Here is a 21,610-nt window from a genome sequence, read left to right on the forward strand (position 1 = left end):
CCGCATCACCCCGGCCACGGACAGGGGGGGGGGGGGTTTCTGCAGGGGTTTGAGGTAGACGCCGACGCCCAGGTCCTCACGGACTTCCCGGCCCACGTGCACCTGCCAGAAACGGCCGTTGATGTCGTAGGGCGGATCGGTGGTCCAGAGGGTCATAATCATCTGGATTGCCTCGCCCACCATGGCGCCGGAGTCCTCGGGCCGGATCCCGAACATCTCCAGGTCGGTCGGAATCGCGCCTGGACCGAAGCAGATGTTCAGCCTGCCGTGGGAGAGATGATCGAGGAAGGCCAGGCGGCCGGCCACATGGGCGGGATGGTGGTAGGGCAGGCATACGGGCGCGGCACCGAGCCGCATGCGGCTGGTAAGCCCCAGGGCCTTGCCGATGAAGATCTCGGGCATGACGATGTTCTCGTAGCTCGACGAGTGGTGTTCGCCGATCCAGAACTCGCTGAAACCGAGCTCCTCCGAACGCACCAGCAATTCCATGTCTTCGTCGTAGCACTGTCCCGGCGGCTTGGCCGGGTCGTGCACCGGCATGAGGAACATGCCATAGTCGATCATTTCGAGCTCCCTTTTCTCATTGAGTTCCGGACCGGCTCGGTTGTGGCTCGCTGCCCGGGTTACAACAGTTCCTGACTGTCGCGCGTGTCCCCGGTGGTTACAACAGTCCCTTGCGGCGCTTGTTTTTTATGGTTTTATCCACGAATCCGGGTCCGCACATAGCGTCGAATCCGCTGCCCGGAAACCGCGCGGCCCATGCATAGACGGCGTTGATCCGTGCTTCGTCGCCGCCGAAGGCGGAGGGCTCGGCCCGTACCGCGTCCAGTGCTTCGATGACGGCGTCCGCCATTCGGTTGTAGAGCCGGTCGGACCAGTCGGGCGCCGGTGCGTCGTCCCCCGGACCGCTATCCACCGCGCCTCCGTGCCCCGTATCGCCGCCCGAACCGTCGTCCCGGCGCGCTTCCTGGTACCACGCCATGGCGTTGAACTGGACCGTTCGCGACCGGGGATAGAAGGAACACATCAGGTTCCAGGGATCGCCTTCCCGTTCCTGGTCGCCCGACGCCCGGAAGTCGGAACGGAGGAGGACGGAAGGGATGTCGAGCATCTTGGCCATCATGAACTCCACCACCGTGCCCGAGTCCAGGTCCGTCCCGTCGAAGTTGAAAAGCCCCAGGTCGCAAGCCATCACCTGCATGAGGTCCTGGTTACGGATGTCGACCATGCGTTCCGACGCCTGTTCGAGGTCCTGGGGCAGGACGCAGGCGTAACGCCCTCCGGACCGGCGGTCGACAGCCCCGGCCAGGAGTTCGTTCCCGGCGAGGTGCTTGTGATCGAAGAGATCGCCGGCGAAGTACACGGTGTAGGTCGTCATGCGCTGCCGCTGCCCGAAGGGTTCTCCAGATCGCGTCCAGTATGACGCTTACCGATTTCGGCCGCCTCAAAGCTACAGCCCGAGACCATCACGCCCTCGTCGATTCGGTCGGTCACGTTCTCGGGCGTCGCCCCGTCCAGGAAGGCGACGCCGTTGGCCTTGCAGGCCTTGAGCACCGTGGTCCGCGCGGCGATCATCTCCGGCGGGTAAGGCGGGTCGTGGCGGTCCGGGTACCCGAAGGACATTCCCATGTCGCCGGGACCCCATTCGGCGAAGGCGATGCCGGGTACGGCGAGGCTTTCGTCGACGTTGGCCAGGGCGCGCTGGTTCTCGATCTTGAGACCGAGCATCAGCTCCCCATCCGGGTTCAGGGGCCAAACGTCGGCCTTCATCACGTATTCCGGCACGGGAAGTCCCCAGCTGCGCGCGGCAAAGCCCTGGCCCCCCGAGCCGCGCTGGCCCACTTCGAGTCCGTCGCCCACGTCCCGGGTATGGAAGGGGTAACGGGCGGCTTCCACGAAGGCCCGCACGGCGCCCGGCGTCTCCGCGTGACACAGCAGGAGACCGTGGACGCCCAGCGCCAGGAGCTGCTTGACCATCCAGGCGTTCGCCCGCATGACCGCCTCGCTGGTCCCGTTCGTGGGCAGCGTGACGATGATGCAGGGCGTCAGATGTCCGGTAGGCGCGGGACCGCCGTCCGCCAGCCCGGTCATGAAGGCCTTGAGACTCGGCAGGTCGAAGAGGCCGTGTTCCATTTCGACGACGAGGTAGTCCTCCCATCTCCCGGAGGTTTCGACGCCTTTTTCGTAACTCAGTTCGCCGGCGCCGCCGTAGTAAATGGGCTGACCTCGCTTGAGCAGTTCGACGGCACGGTTTACGGTGGACATTTCGTAGTCCTCTCTGCAAGTCGTCTGTACGTCAATTCTGAATACCAGCCGCGCTCATAGTTTCAACGAACGATGCGCTTCAAGGCAGGTCGTAGGGCAGACTGTCCAATTGGCCCGTATCTTCGGCCAGACCCTTGAGGTTCTCCGCCGCCATACGCGTGAGCGGAACGCCTTCGCGGCGGGAGATGGCCTCGCTGTCGTATTCCATTTCGCCCGGAACATAGGTGCGTTCCACCCCGGCGGCTTTCGGCGCTTCCCGCATGCGGCGGACAAGTTCGTCGATGCGATCGTAGTAGTCGTCCAGCGGCATCATGGCGCCGATGTCGATGGCCATGAAGGTGTGTCCCTCGTCGCAGGTGTCGTCCGAGACCTTGGACCAGGACAGGATGTCGGTCGTGACCCCCGCGCCGGCAAGCACCCCGGCCAGGGATTCCACCAGCAATGCCAGGCCATAGCCCTTGTGCGCACTGAAAGGCGTCAGGGCGCCGGTGACAGTGTATACGCCGGGATCCGTCGTCGGAAGCCCTTCCGCATCGGTGAGCCATCCCTCCGGGAGCGGTTCGCCGCGGGCCTGGTACGAGGCCACCTTGCCACCCGCCACCGTACTCATGGCGATGTCCAGCACGATGGGCGGCTGGGACCGGGCCGGGACGGCGTAGGAGAAGGGATTGTTGCCGATGGCCGCGCCGCGTCCGCCGGGTATGTTCATGACGACGTCAGTATTGCTCATGGCGACGCCGATCATGGGCCGGTCCGCGTTTTCGACGGCCATGACCGTGTAGGCCGATGCCGCGCCGAAGTGGTTGCTCCGGCGTACCGTGGCCATGCCGATCCCGCACGCTGCGGCCTTGTCCATGGCCACCGTCATGCCACAGTGCGAGGCCACCATGCCCACGGCCCGGCGGGCGTCGATCCGCGCCCAGGCGGGACCGTCGTCCATGACTTCCGGTACGGCGGTTACATCGATCCCGCCGTCGCGCATCAATTGTACGTATCGCCTCAACGCGACCGTTCCGTGCGTGAAGATCCCGCGCATGTCGGTGCGGATAAGGACATCCGCCGTCAGCCTGGCGTCCGCCCTTGAGAGTCCCGCCGCGGCCATCGCCGATGTACAGAAGTCCGCGAGCGGTTCGGGCGCCGTACGCAGGACGTAGAGTTGATCTTCCGATGAAGTCCGGCGGGAATCGGTAACCAGTCCGATGCCTTTCTGAAGGCGTGCTTAACCGTCGCCGCGGACTCCGGCGGCGACCCTTTCGAAACCACTGATCAGGTAGCTGTAGTCGCAGTCAACCTGTATCCAGTCTACGCCCCGGCTGCTCCAGCGACGGCCGAAGGCGTACTGCGATCCCATGCCCATGCCGATGGAAAGGCCCGCCTCGTGCCCCACGTCGATGATCCGCTCCATGGCGGCCACGATCTCGTCGTCTTCGAGCCGCCCCAGGGTGCCCATGGAACCGCTCAGATCCACGGGCCCGATGACCAGGCTGTCCAGGCCGGGTATGGCCGCGATGGCCTCCAGTTCACGGTAGGCCTCTGCATGTTCGATCTGGACCGAGACGAAGAGGTCCCGGTTCATGTCGTCGACATAGGCGTCGAAATCAGCAAACGCCCGTCCGTAGTTCGACGGGCGATGGGGGCCGAAACCCCGGTCTCCCGCGGGCGGGTATCGACAGGCGTCGACCACGCCTCGCACCTCGGCGGCGGAACGGACCTGCGGGACGACGATCCCGGGCGCGCCGGCGTCCAGGATGGGCTTGACATGCCCTATGGCGCTGGAAGGCACGCGGACCAGCGCGGCGGTACCCCCCGCACGCGCAGCCATCAGATGCCTTGTGACCGTCTCCAGGTTCATCGCCGTGTGCTCGGTGTCGATCCAGATGAAGTCGGCCGAATCGCACAGGGCCTCGGTCACGGCCGGATCTGTGAAGGTCACGGCGGGACCGAGACACAGTTCACCGCCGGCCAGCCGATCTCTGAATGCGCTGATTTCCCTGGAAAACAATCGTACTCCCTGGACGATGCTATGTCGCCACGGTCCCTAGACCGCACCTTTCTGCCAGGGGCCCCAGATGGCGTAAGTCAGCCCGGGCCGCTGCATGTTGACGAAGAGCGTTTCGCCGTCCGGGCTGAAGGTCGCCCCGGCGAATTCGCCCCGGTAGGCGATGCCGGCCACGTCACGAGCCACATCGAATACCCGTCCGTCCTTCGTCAGGCCCCGGATGTGCTGAATGCCGTTCCGGTTGTCCTCGCACACGATCAGGCCGCCGCGGGGACTCACGCAGACGTTGTCGGGCGCGGCCATGAGCGAGGCGTCGGGCGATTCGAACAGGAGCGTCAGCTCGCCTTCGTCGTCACTTTCGGGGCGGTATTCCCATACCTGTCCGAGGCCTTCGTCGCCCCCGGTAGTCGCCGTGAAGAAGATGCGTCCGTTGCCGTGCCAGCACCCTTCCAGGCGGTCGAAGGCGGCGCCGCCCTTGTCAGCCCCCTCCTGGTACACCAGGTGATTGTCCAGACCTGCCCCCGCGGGATCAGGATCTTCGATCTCGACCCAGATAACGGGCAGGGCATTGCCCATGGTCTGGCCATCGCGCGTGTCAAATCCGGGCCTGTCCTTGACGGCAAGCATGCGCAGGCGTCCTCCCCGGGCAAGCTCGCTGGGGTGATCGGGGATGTACTGGAAGAATCCGCTCGGATTGTTGTCTTCGGTCTCGTACACGATACCGGAGGCCGGATCGACGGCGATGGCCTCGTGGACGAACCGTCCCATCCCGGTCAGAGGCTCGGCCGCCACGCTCTCCTCGGCGTGAACCGGCACTTCGAAGCAGTACCCGTGCTCCTTGTCGTACCCGCCCAGATACTGGAGCCAGCGCGCACTGAAGAACCGGTCCGTGCCCATCGTAGTCTCTTCACAGGTGATCCAGGACCCCCAGGGCGTGGGGCCGCCGGCGCAGTTATGAAGCGTACCGCCCACGCTGACGAAATCGCGGACCAGTTCGCGCGTCCGTGGATCTACAATGAGCGTGGTGACGCCGCCGGGCGCCGTGGGATCGTAGGCCGCGTCCCGGTTGCCGATGGCTTCCACCGGTTTACCCGTATTTATCTCGTGGTTTCTCAGGAGCCGAACCATCCCGTCCATGGGAAAGGCGGCCATGCCGTCGTGGGCGGGCGGCGTGGGATGGCCGTCCGACATGAGCCCGCCTTTCTTGCCGAAAACGGTATAGGAGAATCCCTGCGGCAGTTCAAGCATGGTCTCCCCCGTGTTTTGCGAGGGCACGGGAAAAAGGGGTCCGTATCCCCCTTCCCCGCGGGGCGCAACCAGGTGGGCGTACCCGTCGGCCATGGCTCGAGCGCGCCGGGCGATCAGGCCCTGCAGTGCCGTGGCGCCGACGGTCAGCGCGCTAGCGGATATGGCGGTGTTTCGAATGAAGGAACGGCGGGTCAGACGGGACACTTTCGAGGATCTCCTTTATTGATCATACTGCGATGGCGGCGATTACCTGCGACAGCAGCGATAATCCAGCGACAACACCGAAGCGCGAGGACGGATCGGGTCACAATCGGATCACGAAATGAATCGCTAGGCAATGTAGTCATTCCAACCCGCAAAAGCAAGACGCGTTACGTGGTATTTCACGTCCTGCTTCAACCGAATTTGATGAAGACGAGTCCGGCGACGATCATCAGCACCGAACCCACTTTCAGCGCGGTGACGCGCTCCTTGAGAAAGACGAATCCCAGCACGGCTCCGAGCACCACGGCGAACTCCCGCAGCGCGACGATGTAGCCGACCTGCCCCACGGTCATGGCGAAGAGAATCATCAGGTAGGCGGCCGTGGATCCGATGCCGATCAGCGCCGCGGGCCGCCAGGTCTCCGCGAATCCGCGCCACCGGATCCCCAGGTGACGGACCGCGACGAAGGGCGTGGCGAACAGGGCGCTCAAAAAAAACATGCCGAAGATGTATACGACGGGATGGACGATACTCACGCCCACCTTGTCGACGAGGGAGTAGCTCACGATCGTGGCGCCCACCACCAAGGCGGATGCGAATCCGCGGTTGACGGCCCTCGTGTGCCGGAAGACCGATACCCCCATCAACAGAATGCCGAAGCAGATCAGGCCGATGCCGGCCACCCCCATCGGCGTCAGTTCCTCACCGAGCAGCAGCCAACCGAGGAATCCTGTGAGTCCGATGCCCGATCCCCGGGCGATGGGGTAGACCAGAGAGATCTCTCCGTGTTCGTAGGCCCGAGCCAGGAACAGAAAGTAGAAGGTATGGATGACGCCGGTGGCGAGCACGTAGAACCATCCGGCTTCCAGCATGGAGATGAATCCCGCGGGCCCCATTCCAGAGGCCACGATCGCCACGAAGGGCAGAAGGAACAGGCAGCTGATCCAGAGGGACCACCAGAAGACGGTCAGATTCCCAGAGCTGCGCCGGGCGACGAAATTCCACGTGGCGTGCAGGACGGCGGACAGCAGAACGAAGACGAAGAGGTCAGTGGGCATGGACGGGTAAGTTGAACCGGCAAACACGCCTGTCAACGGTTTTATGGTGGCTTGACAGGCACTCGGTGCACGGCTAACTTTTTCTTCCGGAATGCATTTGTTACAAGCATCTCCTTTTGCGAAAGACAGTCGTATCCAATTCCAGTTTTTCGTATAGCACTGCCCTCATTCCTTCCAACCACCGAAAGGAACCCCCGATGCCCCTGAAATTCGCGTACCTGGGCCTCTGGCACAGCCACGCCGGCATGCATATCCGCGACGCCGCGAGCCGGCCGGACGAGTTCCAGCTCGTCGGCGCATACGAGCCGGATCCCGCGATCCGGAACACGAAGCTGGGTGACTGGGTGGCGGACCTGCCGGACATCCCCGTCTTCGATTCGATCGAGCAGGCGTTGGACAGCGATGCGGAAGCGATCATCTGCGAGGGCCGCGTCTCGGAGAACCTGGACTACGCCGAACGGGCGCTCGCGGCGGACAAGCACGTGCTTCTCGAGAAGCCGGCGGGCGTGGACATGGCCCAACTCGAGCGGCTGCACGACACGGCGCGTCGCAAGAACCTGCACCTCCAGATGGCCTACATGTGGCGATATAATCCTGCGGTCGCCGAAATGATCCGGCTCTGCAGGGCCGGCGCGCTGGGCGATCCCTTCTACTTCAGGGGGCACATCCCGAAGCCCATGGGGTACCACGCCAGGCTGGTGGAGGAACTCGACCGGTACAAGGGTTCCCTCTATTTCGAGATGGCCGGGCACCTGGTCGACATCATGGTGACGTTTATGGGCGAGCCACGGCGGGTGGACGCCACGTTCGGGCAATTCCACGGCGAACGAAAGCACGTGGACAACGCGGTGGTCGTCCACCGGTTCGACGGCGGCGGCCTGGGGACGATCGACACCGCGTCCATGCACGTGGAGAGCGGGCTGACCCGGCGTATCGAGTTATACGGGGCCCGGGGCACGGCCATCCATACCCCGATCGGTTCGAACAACCTGACGCTTTCGCTGGCGGATGCCTTCGAAGGCTATGCGGCGGGATGGCAGGAGGTCACCGTTCCCACGCCGCCGGGACCGCCTTCGCTGCTGACCGAACTCGCGGCCTGTATATCCGGCGCGAAGGAGCCGGACTATACCCTGGACCACGATATGGCGGTGCATCGCACCCTCTTCGCGGGGTGCGGCATCACCGATGGTTCGGCGATGACGGACGTGCCGCATTCGGTAAAAAGCGGTTGACAGTAGCCGCGAATTCCGTATATTAATGGATAGACGACGCGGGGTGGAGCAGTCTGGTAGCTCGTTGGGCTCATAACCCAAAGGTCGGAGGTTCAAATCCTCCCCCCGCTACTTTGATCGATCAGGGGCGGTTCCCGGACCGCCCCTGTTTTTGTTTGTGCCGCTTCCGCCGTCTGGACCGCACGGCGTTGGGTCGCTTGTGGCAAGAGATCCGCGGTGAAACGCCCCAGACCGATCATACCTGAAACTTGTGGCAAAGGAACCCCGATGGCTGAAATGACCGGCTACCGGTACATCGCGGAGATGCTGCGCGGCTACGGGATCAGGGCCGTCTTCCACGTTCCCTACGTTCTGGACGGCGCCCTCGTGGAGATGGAGAAACTGGGCATCCGGCGGATCCGGTGCCATTCCGAGAAGGCCGCCGCGTACATGGCGGACGGTTACGCGCGGGTCGCCCACGGTCCCGGTATCGCCATGGCGCAGTCCGTGGGCGCGGCCAATCTCGCCGCCGGGCTCCAGGACGCCTGGCTTGCGTGCTCCCCGGTCATCGCCGTAACGGGCCGGTGGATGCCCCACTACCTATACCAGCAGGCCTACCAGGAGATCGACCACCGCCCCCTCTACGATCCGGTCACCAAGTTCAATGCCTACGTGGACGGCGTGGAACAGATCCCCTTCCTGCTGCGCCAGGCCTTCCGCGAGGCCACCACGGGCGCGCCCCGTCCGGTCCACCTGGACTTTCTGGGCCTGTCCGGCGATCTCGCGGCGGGGTCGAAGCTCGACGCCGAGGTGACCGTGGAGCCGTCCTTCGCCCGGTATCCGGCCTTCCGGCCCGAACCGGAACCGGGTCGTGTCGCGGATGCGGCGCAGCGCATCGCGCGGTCGCAGCGGCCGGTACTGGTTGCGGGGGGAGGGGTCACCGCATCGGGCGCGAAGGCCGAGGTGGTCCGGTTGGCGGAGAAGCTCTCCGTCCCGGTGGCGACTTCCCTGAACGCCAAGGGGGCGACACCGGAGAACCACCCATTATCCGCAGGCGTGGTGGGCACCTATTCCCGCAAGTGCGCCAACGAGATCGTTTCGGAGGCGGACCTCGTGATCTTCGTGGGCAGCCATACGGGCGGGCAGGTCAGTCACTTCTGGCAGATTCCCCGGCAGGGGACGCCGGTCATACAGATCGACGTGGACCCCGCCCAGATCGGCCGCAACTATCCCGCCGAAGTCGCCATCCAGGGCGACGCGAAGGCGACGCTGGAACGCCTCATCGAGGTCGTGGCCCCGGTCTTGGACCGAACGGCCTGGACAGAGCGCGTGCGCGTACTCGTCGACCAATGGCGGGGCGAATTCGACGATCTGCTCAAGTCTGATGCCGTACCCATCCGCCCCGAACGTCTGTGCCGCGAAATCACCGAATTCCTCCCACCCGACGCCATCCTCCTTTCGGACACGGGCCATGCCGGCATGTGGACGGGCGCCATGATCGAGATCACGAACCCGGGACAGACGTACCTTCGCTGCGCCGGGTCCCTGGGCTGGGCCTTCCCCGCGGCCATGGGCGCGAAGTGCGCGGCGCCGGACCGTCCCGTCATCTGCTTCACCGGCGACGGCGGATTCTGGTACCATCTCGGGGAACTCGAGACGGCCGCCCGATTCGGGATCAACACCGTCACGGTGATCAACAACAACCGGTCCTTCAACCAGTGCCGGGACGCTTTCGAAGATGCGAGCGGCGGGCGGGACCAAGATTCAGACGACCTGTGGGTCTTTGAAGACATCGATTTCGCCGGGGTGGCCAAATCCATGGGATGCAAAGGGATACGCGTGGAAGAACCGGAGCGGATCCGGCCGGCTCTTGAAGAAGCGATGGCGGCCGACGGACCGGTTGTCGTAGACGTGGCCACCGATATCGACGCCATGGCGCCGAAAGCCTACGTACCGGAATAGAACGGGCGATTGTCTTTACCGAATCGTGGTCCATATCACGCATCGTTCACGATGGTCCGTCGGACGCCCAGTCCACGGACGCCCTCCCTCCGGGCATCCCAGCCTTCCACAGAAACTGTTTCCTGTTTGTCAAATAGTTAGTACATTACAATCAAACAGCGACGCTTTCTCAGCATTTCCAGAATCCAATACTGGCTATTACGCGATTCCAAAGGCAGGAGGTCTACCATGCGCTGTCTGGTATTCGCATTTGCCATGATTTTCGCCGGATGCTCGTCGTACACCCAGCTTGGATCTGGCGGATCCGGCGACTCGCGCGGTTCAAGCACGGCGGACGGTTCGGAAACGACAGTAGTCTGGCTGGACAGCCAGGGCGCGTTACCATCGGTCGGGTACTTCGACGTGCAGACCATCTTCAACGTGTCTGAACTGGGGCCCGGTTCCTACATACGCGTCGCGGCCATCCACATCACGGGGACGGCGCGGGAGGCCCTCGTCAATAAGTTGCGGCTGAGCGCATCGCAGATCGGGGCGAACAGGCTGCTCATCGTCAAGGTGGAGGAGACCAAAGAGGAAGTCTCGCTCTATTCCGAACTCGAGAACGTGGCCCGGTTTTTCTCCGGAGAGAAAGCAGACGCGGACCTGAGCAACGAAGCCTACACGCTCAGGATCGACGCGATCGCGATCCGGCAATCGGATGACCTGACAAACATTCTTCCAACCCGACAAGGGCAGGACTGGCCAACCGTCTATCGACCCCGTTCGTCCTATGATCGGCCGACCGTTTATCGGCCCCGCCGGCCCCGCCGGCCCTATGACCGGCCGACCGTCTACCGACCGCCTCGACGGGATAACCGTCCGATGGCGAAGCCGCCACGACGGGATGACCGGCGACCGGTGAATCCGCCGACACCAAAGGATGAACCGCCGATCGTAGCGCCGCCCCCTCCGAAGGATGACCGTCCACCCGACAGGACGCCTCCACCGAGGGACGAACCGCCCGAGATGAAACCGCCGCCACCACCTCCGGAGGAAGACAGGTCGTCCCGTAAGCAGCCCCGCATGAAGACCCATCGGCCTTGATACGGTAAGGTCAGAAACGGGCACTTTCCGCGTCGGGGAGGATGCCGCCTTCATCCCTGGGCAGGACCGAAAGGGGCAGGGCAATAGAGGAGCCCGCATCGACCGGGAGCGTGATCCCCGTGATCCAGCGGGATTCGTCGCCGGCCAGGAAGGCGGCCGCGTTGGCCACGTCCCAGGCCGTGCCCTCGGTACCCAGCGGCGTGGAGCGCCGCCGGAGTTCCCGGTGCGCGTCCGAGAGTTCGGCGGTGAAGGACCCGTGTAGGTGCCCAGGGGCGATGCAGTTCACGCGGATCCCGTCCTTGCCGTGCTGTACCGCCATGTTGATGGTCAGGGCGATGACCCCGCCCTTGGAAGTCTCGTAGGCGACGTTGTACGACCATCCGCTCCGGAATCCGTCGATGGACGCCACGTTGATGATGGATCCTCCCCCGGAATCCATCATTGCCGGTATGGCGAACCGGCTTGCGAGCATCATGGCCTTGAGGTTCACCGCCATGATCTCGTCCCAGTGCTCCTCTTGCACGTCCACCACCGTACCCGGATGGCTGAGACCCACGTTGTTGAAGAGGATGTGCAGCCCGCCGTACCGGTCCACCGCGGTCTCGGTCATGGCCCGGCAGTCCGCCGACCGGGTCACGTCCCCGGCGAAGACCGACGCCGTGCCCCCTTCTTCCTCGATGACGGCCAGCGTCTTTCCGGCGTTCTCCGCGCTTCGGTCCGCCAGCAGCACCTTCGCGCCTTCTCGGGCGAGGAGCACGGCGGTCGCCTGCCCGGTGCCCGCCACGTCGCTATGCGCGCCCGCGCCCGTCACGACGGCCACCTTGTCGTCCAGACGGGGTTTACGAGGGTTCATCAGAAGATCTCCGCGCCGCCCGCCACCACCAGGTCCACGGCCGTGAGGTAGTCCGATTCCGGTGAGGCCAGGAAGGCCACCGTTTGCGCCACGTCGTCGCTCCGGGCCACCCGTCCCAGGGGTGAAATACCGGCCTTTTCCTGGATAAACGCCCTGTGGGCTTCGCTGTTCTTCCACGATGTGCCCTGGACGGCGCCGTCGGATACGGCCTCTTCGATGAATCCCAGGCGCTCGGTATCGACCGCGGTAGGCGATACCGAGTTGACGTTGATCCCGTGGGGACCGAGTTCCTGCGCCAGGGCCTGGGTGAACCGGATGATGGCCGCCTTGGACGCGCAGTAGGCCGAGAACCGCTTCCTCCCGATCCTGCCCGACGTGGAGGCGAGGTTGATGATCTTGCCGCCCACACCCCGCTCGATCATGTGGCGCGCAGCGGCCCGGCACATGAGGAACACGCCCTTTGCGTTGACGTTCATCTCCTTGTCCCAGGCTTCCTCTTCCATGTCGACGACGAGCACGCGGTCCTTGCCCGGCAGGGAGCCGGCGCCGTTCACGAGGATGTCGATGCGGCCGAACCGGTCGATCCCCCCGGAAACGAGCCGTTCCACCTGGTCGGCCTGCGAGACGTCGGCCAGGATGGCCTCCGCGCTGCGCCCCGCCGCCTCGATCTCCCCGACCACGGAGGGCAGCCCCTGCCATTCCGACGAGTCGCCGGGATAGGGATTTGCGACCCGGTCGCTGACGATGACGTCGGCGCCTTCCTTCGCGAGCCGCGTGGCGACGGCCCGGCCGATGCCACGTTCCCCACCCGCGCCGGTGACCAGGGCGGTTTTGCCGTGCAGGTTGTACATTATTGACCTTCTGGACGGATCACTCGAGTTCTGTTTCAGACGCTCAGCAGATCTGCGAAGAAACCAATCACGCCGTAAACCGCACCTGGAGACCCAGGGCACGCACGATACGAACTACCGTGGAGAATGCGGGATTGCCGTCCTCCGACAGTGCTTTGTACAACCCTTCCCGGCTCATTCCAATCTCACGGGCCAGCCAGCTCATGTTCCCCGAACGGGCGATATCGTTCAGGGCGGCACGTATCAGGCTGCCATCTCCTGGATCTTCTTTCGCGCATGCTTCCAGGTAAAGACGAGCGTCTTCCAAGGTGCGCAGGTGCTCCGTCACTTTCCACTTTGAAAATGAAATACTCATTTCCACCTCCAACCTCTCGCCAGCCTGACGGCGTAATCTTGCCCAGTGATCCTCACTCGCCCTCTCTCCGCGGCCTCACCACGGTTTCGCCGTCGTCTTCCACGATGGGGTGGTGGTAGATGTAGGGCGGTTCCAGCACGGCGCGCTGGGCCTCGGTGAGCTCCGAGGTCCATTCGGGCAGGTTTGTTTCGTAGATGCCGCCGGCGTAGTGCAGGTACTTGGGCGTGTACCGGTACAGGGCGACCCGCCGGTCGTGCTTGCCGTGCCAGGGCAGGGTGCCGTGGGCGGTGGCCTCGTTGAAAATCACCAGGTCGCCGGCCTTCTGTACGATGTGATGGACCAGGTTCTGGTTGGCCTCCCAGGTCAGGATGTCGTCGGGACAGGGGAAGTTTGCCTTGTGGCTGCCCGGGATGACGCAGAGCCCGCCCGCGCCGAGATCCACGTCCGCCAGGGCGAACTGGCAAACGATAAGCCCCGAGCGCATGCGGCCGTTATGATAGTGGTAGTAGCGGGATCCGTTGAAAGTCGCGTTACCGGAGCCATGGATCTTTAGCCCCTCGCAACCCGCTTCGGCGACCAGCACGTCGACGCCGTGGTCAAGCTTCCAGCCGCGGCCGAAGAGGGTGTTGAGATAGGGTATGATCTTCGGATGGGCCAGGAGGTCGCGGAAGGGCTGGCACCAGGGCTGCGGCCAGGTGAGCATGCCCTCGTAGTGGCGGAAGGGGGCGTACTTGCCTTCGAAGGGCCTGCCCCGCCAGTCGCCGCTGAGTTCGTTGGGTCCGTCGTAGGAACCGAGCCGGTCGGGATTGGCGTCGAGGGCCGCGTTCAGTGCCTGTACTTCGTCCCCGTCCAGGAAACCGCGCACGTGAAGAAAGCCCTGCAGGTCGTACAGGTACTGTTCCTCTTCGCTCATGGTGGAAAAGGCCGGCGATTCGGGCATGGGGCATCCTCCCAGAAGCCTGTTCGTTCCCATCCGATTGGCGGGCGCTGAAATCGTGTGTGTCGACGTACAAAATGAAAGCCTTCCCGGTCCGGTACGCAACAACAAAAGGAGCTTCGAGGAAGGCGCGCCGAAGGACACAAAATGCCTTGACAGCCATGCCCGTCCCGGTTAACGTCCCCAAGTCCATTTCCGTGGTGAATGCCGTGGTGGTGAACGCCGTTGCGCAACCCGGAACGGACGCCGGATTTCCCCTGGAAAACCACGCCCCAAAACCGCGGAATGCCGTGTCCGAAGAACCCGAAGTACCCGAACAGATCGAAGCGCAACAACTCGACCGTCCGACGGTACCCGAACTGGACGAGATCCTGGGCGTTCCCTTCAAGGTGCTCGACGACGGGTTCGTCCGCGTCGTGGACTACATGGGCAGCGATCATTCCATCGTACAGGCCGCCCGCGTGTCCTACGGCGTCGGTACCCGGCAGGTGCACCAGGACCGGGGGCTGATCCGCTATCTCATGCGGCATCAGCACACCACCCCCTTCGAGATGTGCGACATCAAGTTCCACCTCCGGGTGCCCATGGATTGCTGGCGGCAGTGGATCCGGCACCGGACGGCTTCGGTCAACGAGTACAGCACGCGCTACTCGCTGGCGATCGACGCGACACAGACGACGTCACCCGATGCGTGGCGGTTCCAGGCGGAGGGCAACCGCCAGGGCAGCGGCGGCTTTGTGGACACCGAGCGGGGCGCCTATTTCTCCGAGAAGGAACGGGAGCTCCAGGAGGCCGCCCGGACCCGTTACGAAGAACGTATCGAGGCCGGAATCGCCCGGGAACAGGCCCGCAAGGACCTGCCCCTGTCCACTTACACGGAAGCCTACTGGAAGGTGAATCTCCTGAACCTGCTGAGGTTCCTCTTGCTGCGCATGGATGATCACGCGCAATGGGAGATCCGCCAGTACGCCCATCTGATCGGACACCGCATCGTGTCGGCCTGGTGTCCCATCGCATGGCAGGCCTTTCTGGATTACAGCGTGAACGCGATGCACCTGACCCGCCTCGACTGGGAAATCATCCGGGCGATCCAGGCGGGCGATAATGGAAGGGTCAACGAACTGCTGGTGGAATACCGGTTCGTTTCAAAGTCCGGCAAGCTGCGCCGCAGCCGGGAGCGGGACGAGCTCGAATCCAAGCTTCAGCAGCTGAACATGCCGGTTCCGTGGCGGTCCGGAGACGATCCCGCCTAGCACGACCGGAAAGCGGTGACCGATGAACCGAGGCAGACCGGAACCCGTATCCCGCAGATACGATATCGCCGACGCCGGCACGCGGCACGGTATCCTCGAAGCCCTGGAAAACCTCGGCCCGACGGAGCGCAGGACCGAAGACTGGTGCGACTGGGTACTGGCGTTCGAGGACGAAGGCGAAAGACTGGTCCTCAAGCAGTACGGGAAAGGCACCCTGATGATCCAGGGCAGGGCGGGTCATCTGCTCCAGGTGATCCTGCACGTGCTTTCACCCTTCCTGGATGAGCCCGCTGAATCGGCCGCCGATGGATCCGGCGGCGGTAATGGATCCGGCGGCGCCGGGACACGTAAGCTTCCCCTTCCCCACATCGGGACGGACGAGTCCGGCAAGGGGGATTATTTCGGTCCGCTGGTGGTCGGCGGCGTCCTGGTCGAAACCGGGACCCGGGAGCGGTTGGTGACCCTGGGCATCCGGGATTCCAAGAAGCTGGGCGACGCCACGTGCCGCAAGCTGGCGGCCGAGATCAGGCGGATCTGCGTGGGAAAATACCGCGAGGTGATCATACCGCCGGAAAGATACAACACGCTGTATGAGGAATTCCGGCGGGAAGGCCGAAATCTCAATCATCTCCTGGCCTGGGGACACGCCCGCACCATCGAGAGCCTGCTGGAAGGTACCCCGTGCCGACTGGCCGTGACGGATCAGTTCGGCAACGAAAGCTACATTCGGTCCCGGCTCATGAAAAAGGGCCGGGAGATCGAACTCATCCAGGAACACCGGGGAGAGCGGTACCTGGCCGTCGCCGCGGCGTCCATTCTCGCCCGGGACCGGTTCCTGGAATACCTGGAAAGGCTGTCGGGCGAAGCCGGCCTCATCCTGCCCAAGGGCGCGAGCGCGCCGGTCGTCGCCGCCGGCAGGAAATACGTCGCACGGCATGGCGTGGAAAAACTGCCTTCCGTAGCCAAGATGCACTACAAGACCACGGCCCAGGTGGTGTAAACCCAGGTAGTGTAAACCCAGGTAGTGTAAACCCATAGAAACGCGGACCGCATGCGACAGACCACGCTATACGCCCACACGAAATTCCAGATCGCGCCGGTCGATCCGAGGATCTTCGGAGGATTCCTGGAGCATATCGGCAGGGCCGTCTACGAAGGCGTGTACGACCCGGACTGCACGCACGCGGACGAAGATGGGTTCCGCACGGACGTGATGGATGCAATGAAACGTCAGGCTATGACCGTCATGCGGTATCCCGGCGGCAACTTCGCGTCCGGTTATCACTGGATGGACGGCGTGGGTCCGCAGAAGCTGCGTCCCACCGTGCGCGAACTTGCCTGGCAGAGCGTCGAGCCGAACGCTTTCGGTACCGACGAGTTCATCCGTCTGTGCCACAAGATGGACTGGCAGCCCATGCTCACGGTCAACCTCGGCACGGGCTCGCCCGAGGAAGCCCGGAACTGGGTCGAGTACTGCAACTGTCCCGCGGGCACGAACTTCGCCGACATTCGTGTGGGCAACGGGGAGGAGATGCCCTACGACGTCGGCCTGTGGTGCCTGGGCAACGAGATGGACGGCCACTGGCAGCTCGGCCATGTGCCGGCGGACCAGTACGCGATCCGGGCCCAGCAGGCCGCGAAGATGATGAAGGACGCGGACCGGCGGATCGAATTGGTCGCCTGCGGCTCCTGCTCCGTGGACATGTTCGACACCTACATGGAATGGGACCGGCAGGTCCTCGATTACCTGGGTGATTACGCCGACTATATCAGCCTGCATCGTTACGTGGGCAACCCGAAGGACGATACGCCGGACTACCTGGCGGTCACGAACTCCATCGACCGGCAGATCGAGGAGATGGACGCGGTATGTCGTTTCGTCCAGGCCAGGCGCCGGAGCGACAAGCGCACGTACCTGTGCTTCGACGAATGGAATGTCTGGTACAAGAACCGCGAAACGGACGGTGAAGGGAAGTTCGCGCCGCACCTCGTGGAGGAGGTCTACAACCTCGAAGACGCCCTCGTCGTTTCCGGTTTCCTGAACAGCTTCGTGCGCCACGCCGACTCGGTCCGCATCGCGAACATCGCCCAGATCGTCAACGTTATCGCGCCGCTGATCACCCGGGGAGACGACCTGCTCGTGCAGTCCATCTACCACCCCTTTACCATGTACGCGCCGCGACAGGAAGGCACGTCACTCCGGACCTTCGTGGACGGCGCGGGATACATGAGCGAAAGCTACGGGCGGGTGAACTACATCGACGCCGCCATGATCCAGAACGACCGTAAACTGCATGTCTTCGTCACGAACCGCAGCACGGACACCGACGTGCCCCTGCGTATCGTGCTCGAAGACCGGCGGATCGAATCGCTGGTCAGCGCCGAGATACTCACCGGAGGCCAGGACCCGAAGGCGGCCAATTCGTTCGAGCAACCCGACCTGGTCGGGAAGCGGCCCTACCAGGAGATCAAGGTCGCCGGGGGCAGGTGCCAGTGTTTTCTTCCCCCGCTGTCCTTCGCGGCGATGACCTTCGAACTCGAGAAGTGGTAGGCCGCGACGTCCCATCCATCCCATGACCGCATCTGCCAAACCCCGGAAACTGACCCGCCGCGAAGCCCTGAAAATCAGCGGCGGCGCCCTGCTCGGCGGCGGCGCCCTGCTCGGCGCGGCCGTGTCCAGCTGCGGCGGCGGCGGTGACGACGGGACGGGCCGAACCGGCCAGGCCGGCCAGGCTGACCGGACGACCGTGCGTTTCATGACGGCCCAGACGCTGGAGAAGCACCGGTCTCTGGAACCGCTCATCGCGGAATTCATGGAGATCCATCCCGGGATCCGGATCGAACACATCAAGGTGCCCTGGGACCAGGCCCATTCGAAGTATCTCACCGCAATCCTGGGGGGCGCGCCGCCCGACGTCATGACCATTCCCAGCTGGTGGGTGACCGAGTTCCGGGCCATGGGCGCCCTCGAGGACCTCGGACCCTGGGTGCGGGACTGGCCCCATCTCCAGGGCTACTCGGAACAGGTGAAGAGGCTGACCAGGGCGACCATGGCCTTCGACGGGGACCAGGTATTCGGCCTGCCCACGGAGGTGGCCGTCCGCTCCATGTTTTACCGCACCGAGTGGCTCGACGAACACGGCCTGGCGCCGGCGGAGACACGCGAGGAGTGGCGTGTGCTGCTTGAAAAGATAACGGATCCCTCCCGCCAGCGTTACGGTTACGCGCTTCGGGGGGCCCGGGGCGGTTTCTGGTCGTGGTGGGCCATCGCCCAGGAATTCGCCGGGTCGAACGCCTGGTTCGACGAAGACCACCGGTGCATCATCAACAGTCCGGACCACGTGGCGGGCTTGTCCTACTGGAACGACCTCTACCAGGACGGCCTCGCGCCACCCGACTCGCTGAACTGGGGCTTCAACGAACTGGTCCAGGGATTCTGGTCGGGGCTTTGCGGCACGATGGAGCAGGACCCCGAGGTCGTCCGGACCTGCCTGGAGCACGGCCTGGACGAAGACAGCCTCGCCATCACGGTCATGCCCGCCGGTCCCAGGGCCCGCGTGGCTCTTTCCGACGGGGGATATACGTCCATGTCGTCGGCTTCCCCGCACAAGGACGAAGCCTGGACGTTTCTCGGCTGGCTGATGGCGCCCGATCAGCGGCTCAGGTACTGCAGGGACGTCAACATGATCCCGCCCTTCGCCGACGCGATGGAGGACCCTGCATTCGGTCAGGGTCTCTACCGGTCTTTCGTGGAAATGGTCACGGATCCGTCCATCCTGCAGAACTGGTATCCCAACTACCTGCCGGAGATGGGGGAGTTTCTGGAGGTGCGGGTGACCGAGGAGCACCAGAAGATGCTGCTGCGGCGACAGTCTCCCCGGGAGACGCTCGACCGGCTGTCCGACTTCCTGACCCGGGCGCAGAGGAAGTACGTGGACCGGTACGGCCCGGATTCGCCGAGGCCGCCGGAGTAGCGCGACAACAGACCTTTCCGTGCGAAAGCGCGTTGGACCGTGCAAGCGACCGATTCGCTGTTGTGAGACCCACACGATGCCTCATCACGCCAGACCCCTCAGGAGAATCCGTCACCTCACCCGCCGCGACATGCTGCGGCTCGGCGGAACCGCCGCCGCGGGCGCGGCCGTCCTGGGCTGCGGAGGCGGGGACGAACGCCGGACCGTCTCGGTCTTCAGCCCGATGGGCGAGGTGAAGAACCAGGCCCTCGCCCGTCAGGTAGACCGCTTCATGGCCTCGCGAGACGACCTGCGCGTGGAAGTGATGCCCGTGCCGTGGGACCAGGGCCACGCCAAGCTGCTCACCATGATCGCCGGCGGCAACCCGCCCGACGTGATCACGGCGACCGGCCAGTGGATGGCCGAGTTCCGGGCCATGGGCGCCATCGAGGACCTGACGTCCTGGCATGCGTCATGGCCCCACCGCGACGCCTTCACGCGGACGGCGCTGCTCCGGTGCGAGAGCAGCACGGCCATCGAGGACGGCCGGGTCTACGGCCTGCCCCTGGAATTGACGACGCGGGCCATGTTCTACCGCAGGCGGTGGCTGGACGAGCAGGGACTGGAACCCGCGGCGACGCGGGCCGGCTGGCGCGCGTTGCTGGAGCGGATCACCGACCGGGACCGGGGCCGTTACGGCTATGCCCTACGCGGGGCCCGCGGGGGCTTCTGGACCTGGTGGCCCATCCTGGAGGAGTTCTCCGGCACAAACGAATGGTTCGACGGGGACCAGCACTGCATCATCAACAGCCCGGAGCACGTGGAAGGACTGACCTACTGGAACGATCTCTACCGGGACGGGCTGGCGCCGGCGGACGCGGTGAACTGGGGATACAACGAACTGGTGCAGGGATTCTGGTCCGGGATCTGCGGCTGCATCGAGCAGGACCCGGAAGTGGTGCGCACCTGCCTGGATCACGGCATGGACGAGTCGACCCTGGTCACAGCGCCCATGCCCGCCGGGCCCCGGGCCCACGTGGCCTCCAACGACATCTGGATCCTCTCCATATCCAGGGAGGCGAAGAACCCCGACGGCGCCCTGGCGTTCTACGAGTGGATGATGGCACCGGAGCAGCTCATCGCCTACAGCAAGGACGCGAGCGTGCTGCCGACGGTGAAACAGGGCATGGACGACCCCTACTTCGGCCAGGGGTTCCTGCGCCCCTTCATGGACATGGCCACCGATACGAGGCTCCTGCAGAACTGGTACCCGAGCTACCTGCCCGAAATGGGTGAATTCATCGAGGTGCTGGTCACCGAGGAACAGCAGAAGATGCTCCTCGGCCGACAGTCGCCGCGGGAAACACTCGACCGGCTGGCGGACTTCCTGGGCCGGGCCCAGCGGCGTTACGTGGAACGCCACGGACCCGATACGCCGCGGCCGCCCAGGCTGTCCGAGCCGTCCGAGCAACCCCTCTCGCCATGAAGAAGGCCGATCCCTACCTGCTCCTGGCGCCGGCCTACCTGCTCATCGCGGGATTCCTGTTCTACCCCATGGCCACGGTGTTCCTGCTTTCACTGCGGGAATACCAGCTCATGGATCCCCTCAATACGCCCTTCGTCGGATTGGACCAATACGCCATCATGCTCGGGGACGAGTACTTCTGGCGGAGCCTGTGGAACTCCGTGGTCTGGGTGGTCGTATCGCTGTGCTTCCAGTTCCTGCTCGGTTTCTGCCTGGCGCTGCTGCTCAACAGCGCGCGGTTCAGGGGCCGGGGGATCTTCCAGGCCATCGTCTTCGCGCCGTGGGCGGTTTCGGGCTTCCTGATCGCCATCATCTGGGCCTGGCTGCTGAACGGGGAATTCGGGCTGGTCAACGACCTGCTCATCCGTGCCGGCCTGCTGGATCAGAAAGTCGGGTTCCTGTCCCGCGAGGAGACGGCGCTCCTCTCCTGCGTGCTCGCCAATATCTGGTTCGGGGTCACCTTCTTCGCCGTCATGCTCTTCGCCGCCCTGCAGGCCATCCCGCCGAGTCTGTACGAAGCGGCCGACATGGACGGCGCCACGGCCTGGCAGTCCTTCTGGCGCGTCACCGCGCCCATGGTGAAACCGGCCATCGTCATCACCATTCTGCTCCGGGCGATCTGGATCTTCAACTGGGCGGACCTGATCTGGGTCATGACCGGGGGCGGTCCGGCCGGGGCTTCCCGCACCCTGGCGCTCTACGTGTTCCAGAAGGCCTTCCTGGGCCTGGATTTCGGGTATTCGGCCGCCCTGGGCGTGGCGCTGACCGTGGTCTCCCTGGCCTTCACCGCCGTATTCCTCCGCGTCACCCGGTTCTACGGCGACGAGGCCGCCATTTGAGGCAGCTATTAAAG

20 protein-coding genes and 1 tRNA gene are annotated in these 21,610 nt (G+C 64.4%); 10 read left to right on the forward strand and 11 right to left on the reverse strand.

Going from position 1 to position 21,610, the window contains the following annotated elements; translation table 11 throughout:
* The 7 genes from F4Y38_12430 to F4Y38_12460 form a co-directional block, all read right to left on the reverse strand.
* The coding region (locus F4Y38_12430; protein MXY50087.1) for an LLM class flavin-dependent oxidoreductase at positions 1-564 on the reverse strand (564 nt) is incomplete at its 3' end.
* Positions 565-661: 97 nt separating this feature from the next.
* On the reverse strand, positions 662-1,378 hold the full coding sequence (locus tag F4Y38_12435) for a nucleoside 2-deoxyribosyltransferase (GenBank protein ID MXY50088.1): 717 nt from the start codon (positions 1,376-1,378) through the stop codon (positions 662-664).
* A complete protein-coding gene (locus F4Y38_12440; protein MXY50089.1) occupies positions 1,375-2,265 on the reverse strand; it encodes a hypothetical protein in 891 nt (296 codons plus the stop codon). Before F4Y38_12440 ends, F4Y38_12435 begins: the two co-directional genes overlap by 4 nt.
* Positions 2,266-2,344: 79 nt before the next feature.
* On the reverse strand, positions 2,345-3,367 hold the full coding sequence (locus F4Y38_12445; protein MXY50090.1) for an Ldh family oxidoreductase: 1,023 nt from the start codon (positions 3,365-3,367) through the stop codon (positions 2,345-2,347).
* Between the two features lie 117 nt (positions 3,368-3,484).
* Positions 3,485-4,285, reverse strand: coding sequence for a hypothetical protein (locus F4Y38_12450; GenBank protein ID MXY50091.1), 801 nt, complete (start codon positions 4,283-4,285; stop codon positions 3,485-3,487).
* A gap of 18 nt (positions 4,286-4,303) precedes the next feature.
* Positions 4,304-5,716 (reverse strand): DUF839 domain-containing protein, encoded by a 1,413-nt coding sequence (locus F4Y38_12455; protein MXY50092.1) that lies wholly within the window; start codon positions 5,714-5,716, stop codon positions 4,304-4,306.
* 191 nt (positions 5,717-5,907) lie between these two features.
* Positions 5,908-6,774 carry an EamA family transporter gene (locus tag F4Y38_12460; protein MXY50093.1) on the reverse strand — a complete coding sequence of 289 codons (867 nt, stop codon included), beginning with the start codon at positions 6,772-6,774 and terminating at the stop codon, positions 5,908-5,910.
* Positions 6,775-6,971: 197 nt separating this feature from the next.
* Between F4Y38_12460 and F4Y38_12465 the strand changes: the two genes are divergently transcribed.
* The 4 genes from F4Y38_12465 (at position 6,972) to F4Y38_12480 (ending at position 11,030) form a co-directional block, all read left to right on the forward strand.
* Positions 6,972-8,006, forward strand: coding sequence for a Gfo/Idh/MocA family oxidoreductase (locus F4Y38_12465; protein ID MXY50094.1), 1,035 nt, complete (start codon positions 6,972-6,974; stop codon positions 8,004-8,006).
* Positions 8,007-8,043: 37 nt separating this feature from the next.
* Positions 8,044-8,117: transfer RNA gene (locus F4Y38_12470), tRNA-Met, on the forward strand.
* A 165-nt stretch (positions 8,118-8,282) separates the two neighbouring features.
* Positions 8,283-9,947: a thiamine pyrophosphate-binding protein gene (locus F4Y38_12475; protein ID MXY50095.1), complete on the forward strand. Its 1,665-nt coding sequence runs from the start codon at positions 8,283-8,285 to the stop codon at positions 9,945-9,947.
* A 228-nt stretch (positions 9,948-10,175) separates the two neighbouring features.
* Positions 10,176-11,030, forward strand: a complete 855-nt coding sequence (locus F4Y38_12480; protein ID MXY50096.1) for a hypothetical protein — start codon at positions 10,176-10,178, stop codon at positions 11,028-11,030.
* A gap of 10 nt (positions 11,031-11,040) precedes the next feature.
* Here the strand turns inward: F4Y38_12480 and F4Y38_12485 are convergent, their stop codons facing one another.
* The 4 genes from F4Y38_12485 to F4Y38_12500 form a co-directional block, all read right to left on the reverse strand.
* Positions 11,041-11,883, reverse strand: a complete 843-nt coding sequence (locus F4Y38_12485; protein MXY50097.1) for a glucose 1-dehydrogenase — start codon at positions 11,881-11,883, stop codon at positions 11,041-11,043.
* The gene (locus F4Y38_12490; GenBank protein MXY50098.1) at positions 11,883-12,734 is read right to left on the reverse strand and encodes an SDR family oxidoreductase; all 852 of its coding nucleotides are present in this window, start codon (positions 12,732-12,734) and stop codon (positions 11,883-11,885) included. Before F4Y38_12490 ends, F4Y38_12485 begins: the two co-directional genes overlap by 1 nt.
* 67 nt (positions 12,735-12,801) lie before the next feature.
* Positions 12,802-13,089 (reverse strand): putative addiction module antidote protein, encoded by a 288-nt coding sequence (locus tag F4Y38_12495; protein ID MXY50099.1) that lies wholly within the window; start codon positions 13,087-13,089, stop codon positions 12,802-12,804.
* A 52-nt stretch (positions 13,090-13,141) separates the two neighbouring features.
* The gene (locus F4Y38_12500) at positions 13,142-14,029 is read right to left on the reverse strand and encodes a phytanoyl-CoA dioxygenase family protein (GenBank protein ID MXY50100.1); all 888 of its coding nucleotides are present in this window, start codon (positions 14,027-14,029) and stop codon (positions 13,142-13,144) included.
* Positions 14,030-14,187: 158 nt separating this feature from the next.
* On the opposite strand from F4Y38_12500, the gene F4Y38_12505 reads away from it, so the two are divergent.
* The 6 genes from F4Y38_12505 to F4Y38_12530 all read left to right on the forward strand — a co-directional run bounded on the left by F4Y38_12505 (position 14,188) and on the right by F4Y38_12530 (position 21,596).
* Entirely contained in the window at positions 14,188-15,279 is a 1,092-nt protein-coding gene (locus tag F4Y38_12505) for an FAD-dependent thymidylate synthase (protein MXY50101.1), read from the forward strand.
* A gap of 217 nt (positions 15,280-15,496) precedes the next feature.
* On the forward strand, positions 15,497-16,279 hold the full coding sequence (gene rnhC, locus F4Y38_12510) for a ribonuclease HIII (GenBank protein ID MXY50102.1): 783 nt from the start codon (positions 15,497-15,499) through the stop codon (positions 16,277-16,279).
* A gap of 51 nt (positions 16,280-16,330) precedes the next feature.
* Positions 16,331-17,830, forward strand: a complete 1,500-nt coding sequence (locus F4Y38_12515; GenBank protein MXY50103.1) for an alpha-N-arabinofuranosidase — start codon at positions 16,331-16,333, stop codon at positions 17,828-17,830.
* 22 nt (positions 17,831-17,852) lie between these two features.
* Positions 17,853-19,253 (forward strand): sugar ABC transporter substrate-binding protein, encoded by a 1,401-nt coding sequence (locus F4Y38_12520; GenBank protein ID MXY50104.1) that lies wholly within the window; start codon positions 17,853-17,855, stop codon positions 19,251-19,253.
* Positions 19,254-19,329: 76 nt separating this feature from the next.
* Entirely contained in the window at positions 19,330-20,718 is a 1,389-nt protein-coding gene (locus tag F4Y38_12525) for a sugar ABC transporter substrate-binding protein (protein MXY50105.1), read from the forward strand.
* Positions 20,715-21,596: a sugar ABC transporter permease gene (locus F4Y38_12530; GenBank protein MXY50106.1), complete on the forward strand. Its 882-nt coding sequence runs from the start codon at positions 20,715-20,717 to the stop codon at positions 21,594-21,596. Before F4Y38_12525 ends, F4Y38_12530 begins: the two co-directional genes overlap by 4 nt.
* Positions 21,597-21,610: the final 14 nt, after the last annotated feature.

This window comes from Gemmatimonadota bacterium, from assembly GCA_009838645.1.
Classification (GTDB): domain Bacteria; phylum JAAXHH01; class JAAXHH01; order JAAXHH01; family JAAXHH01; genus JAAXHH01.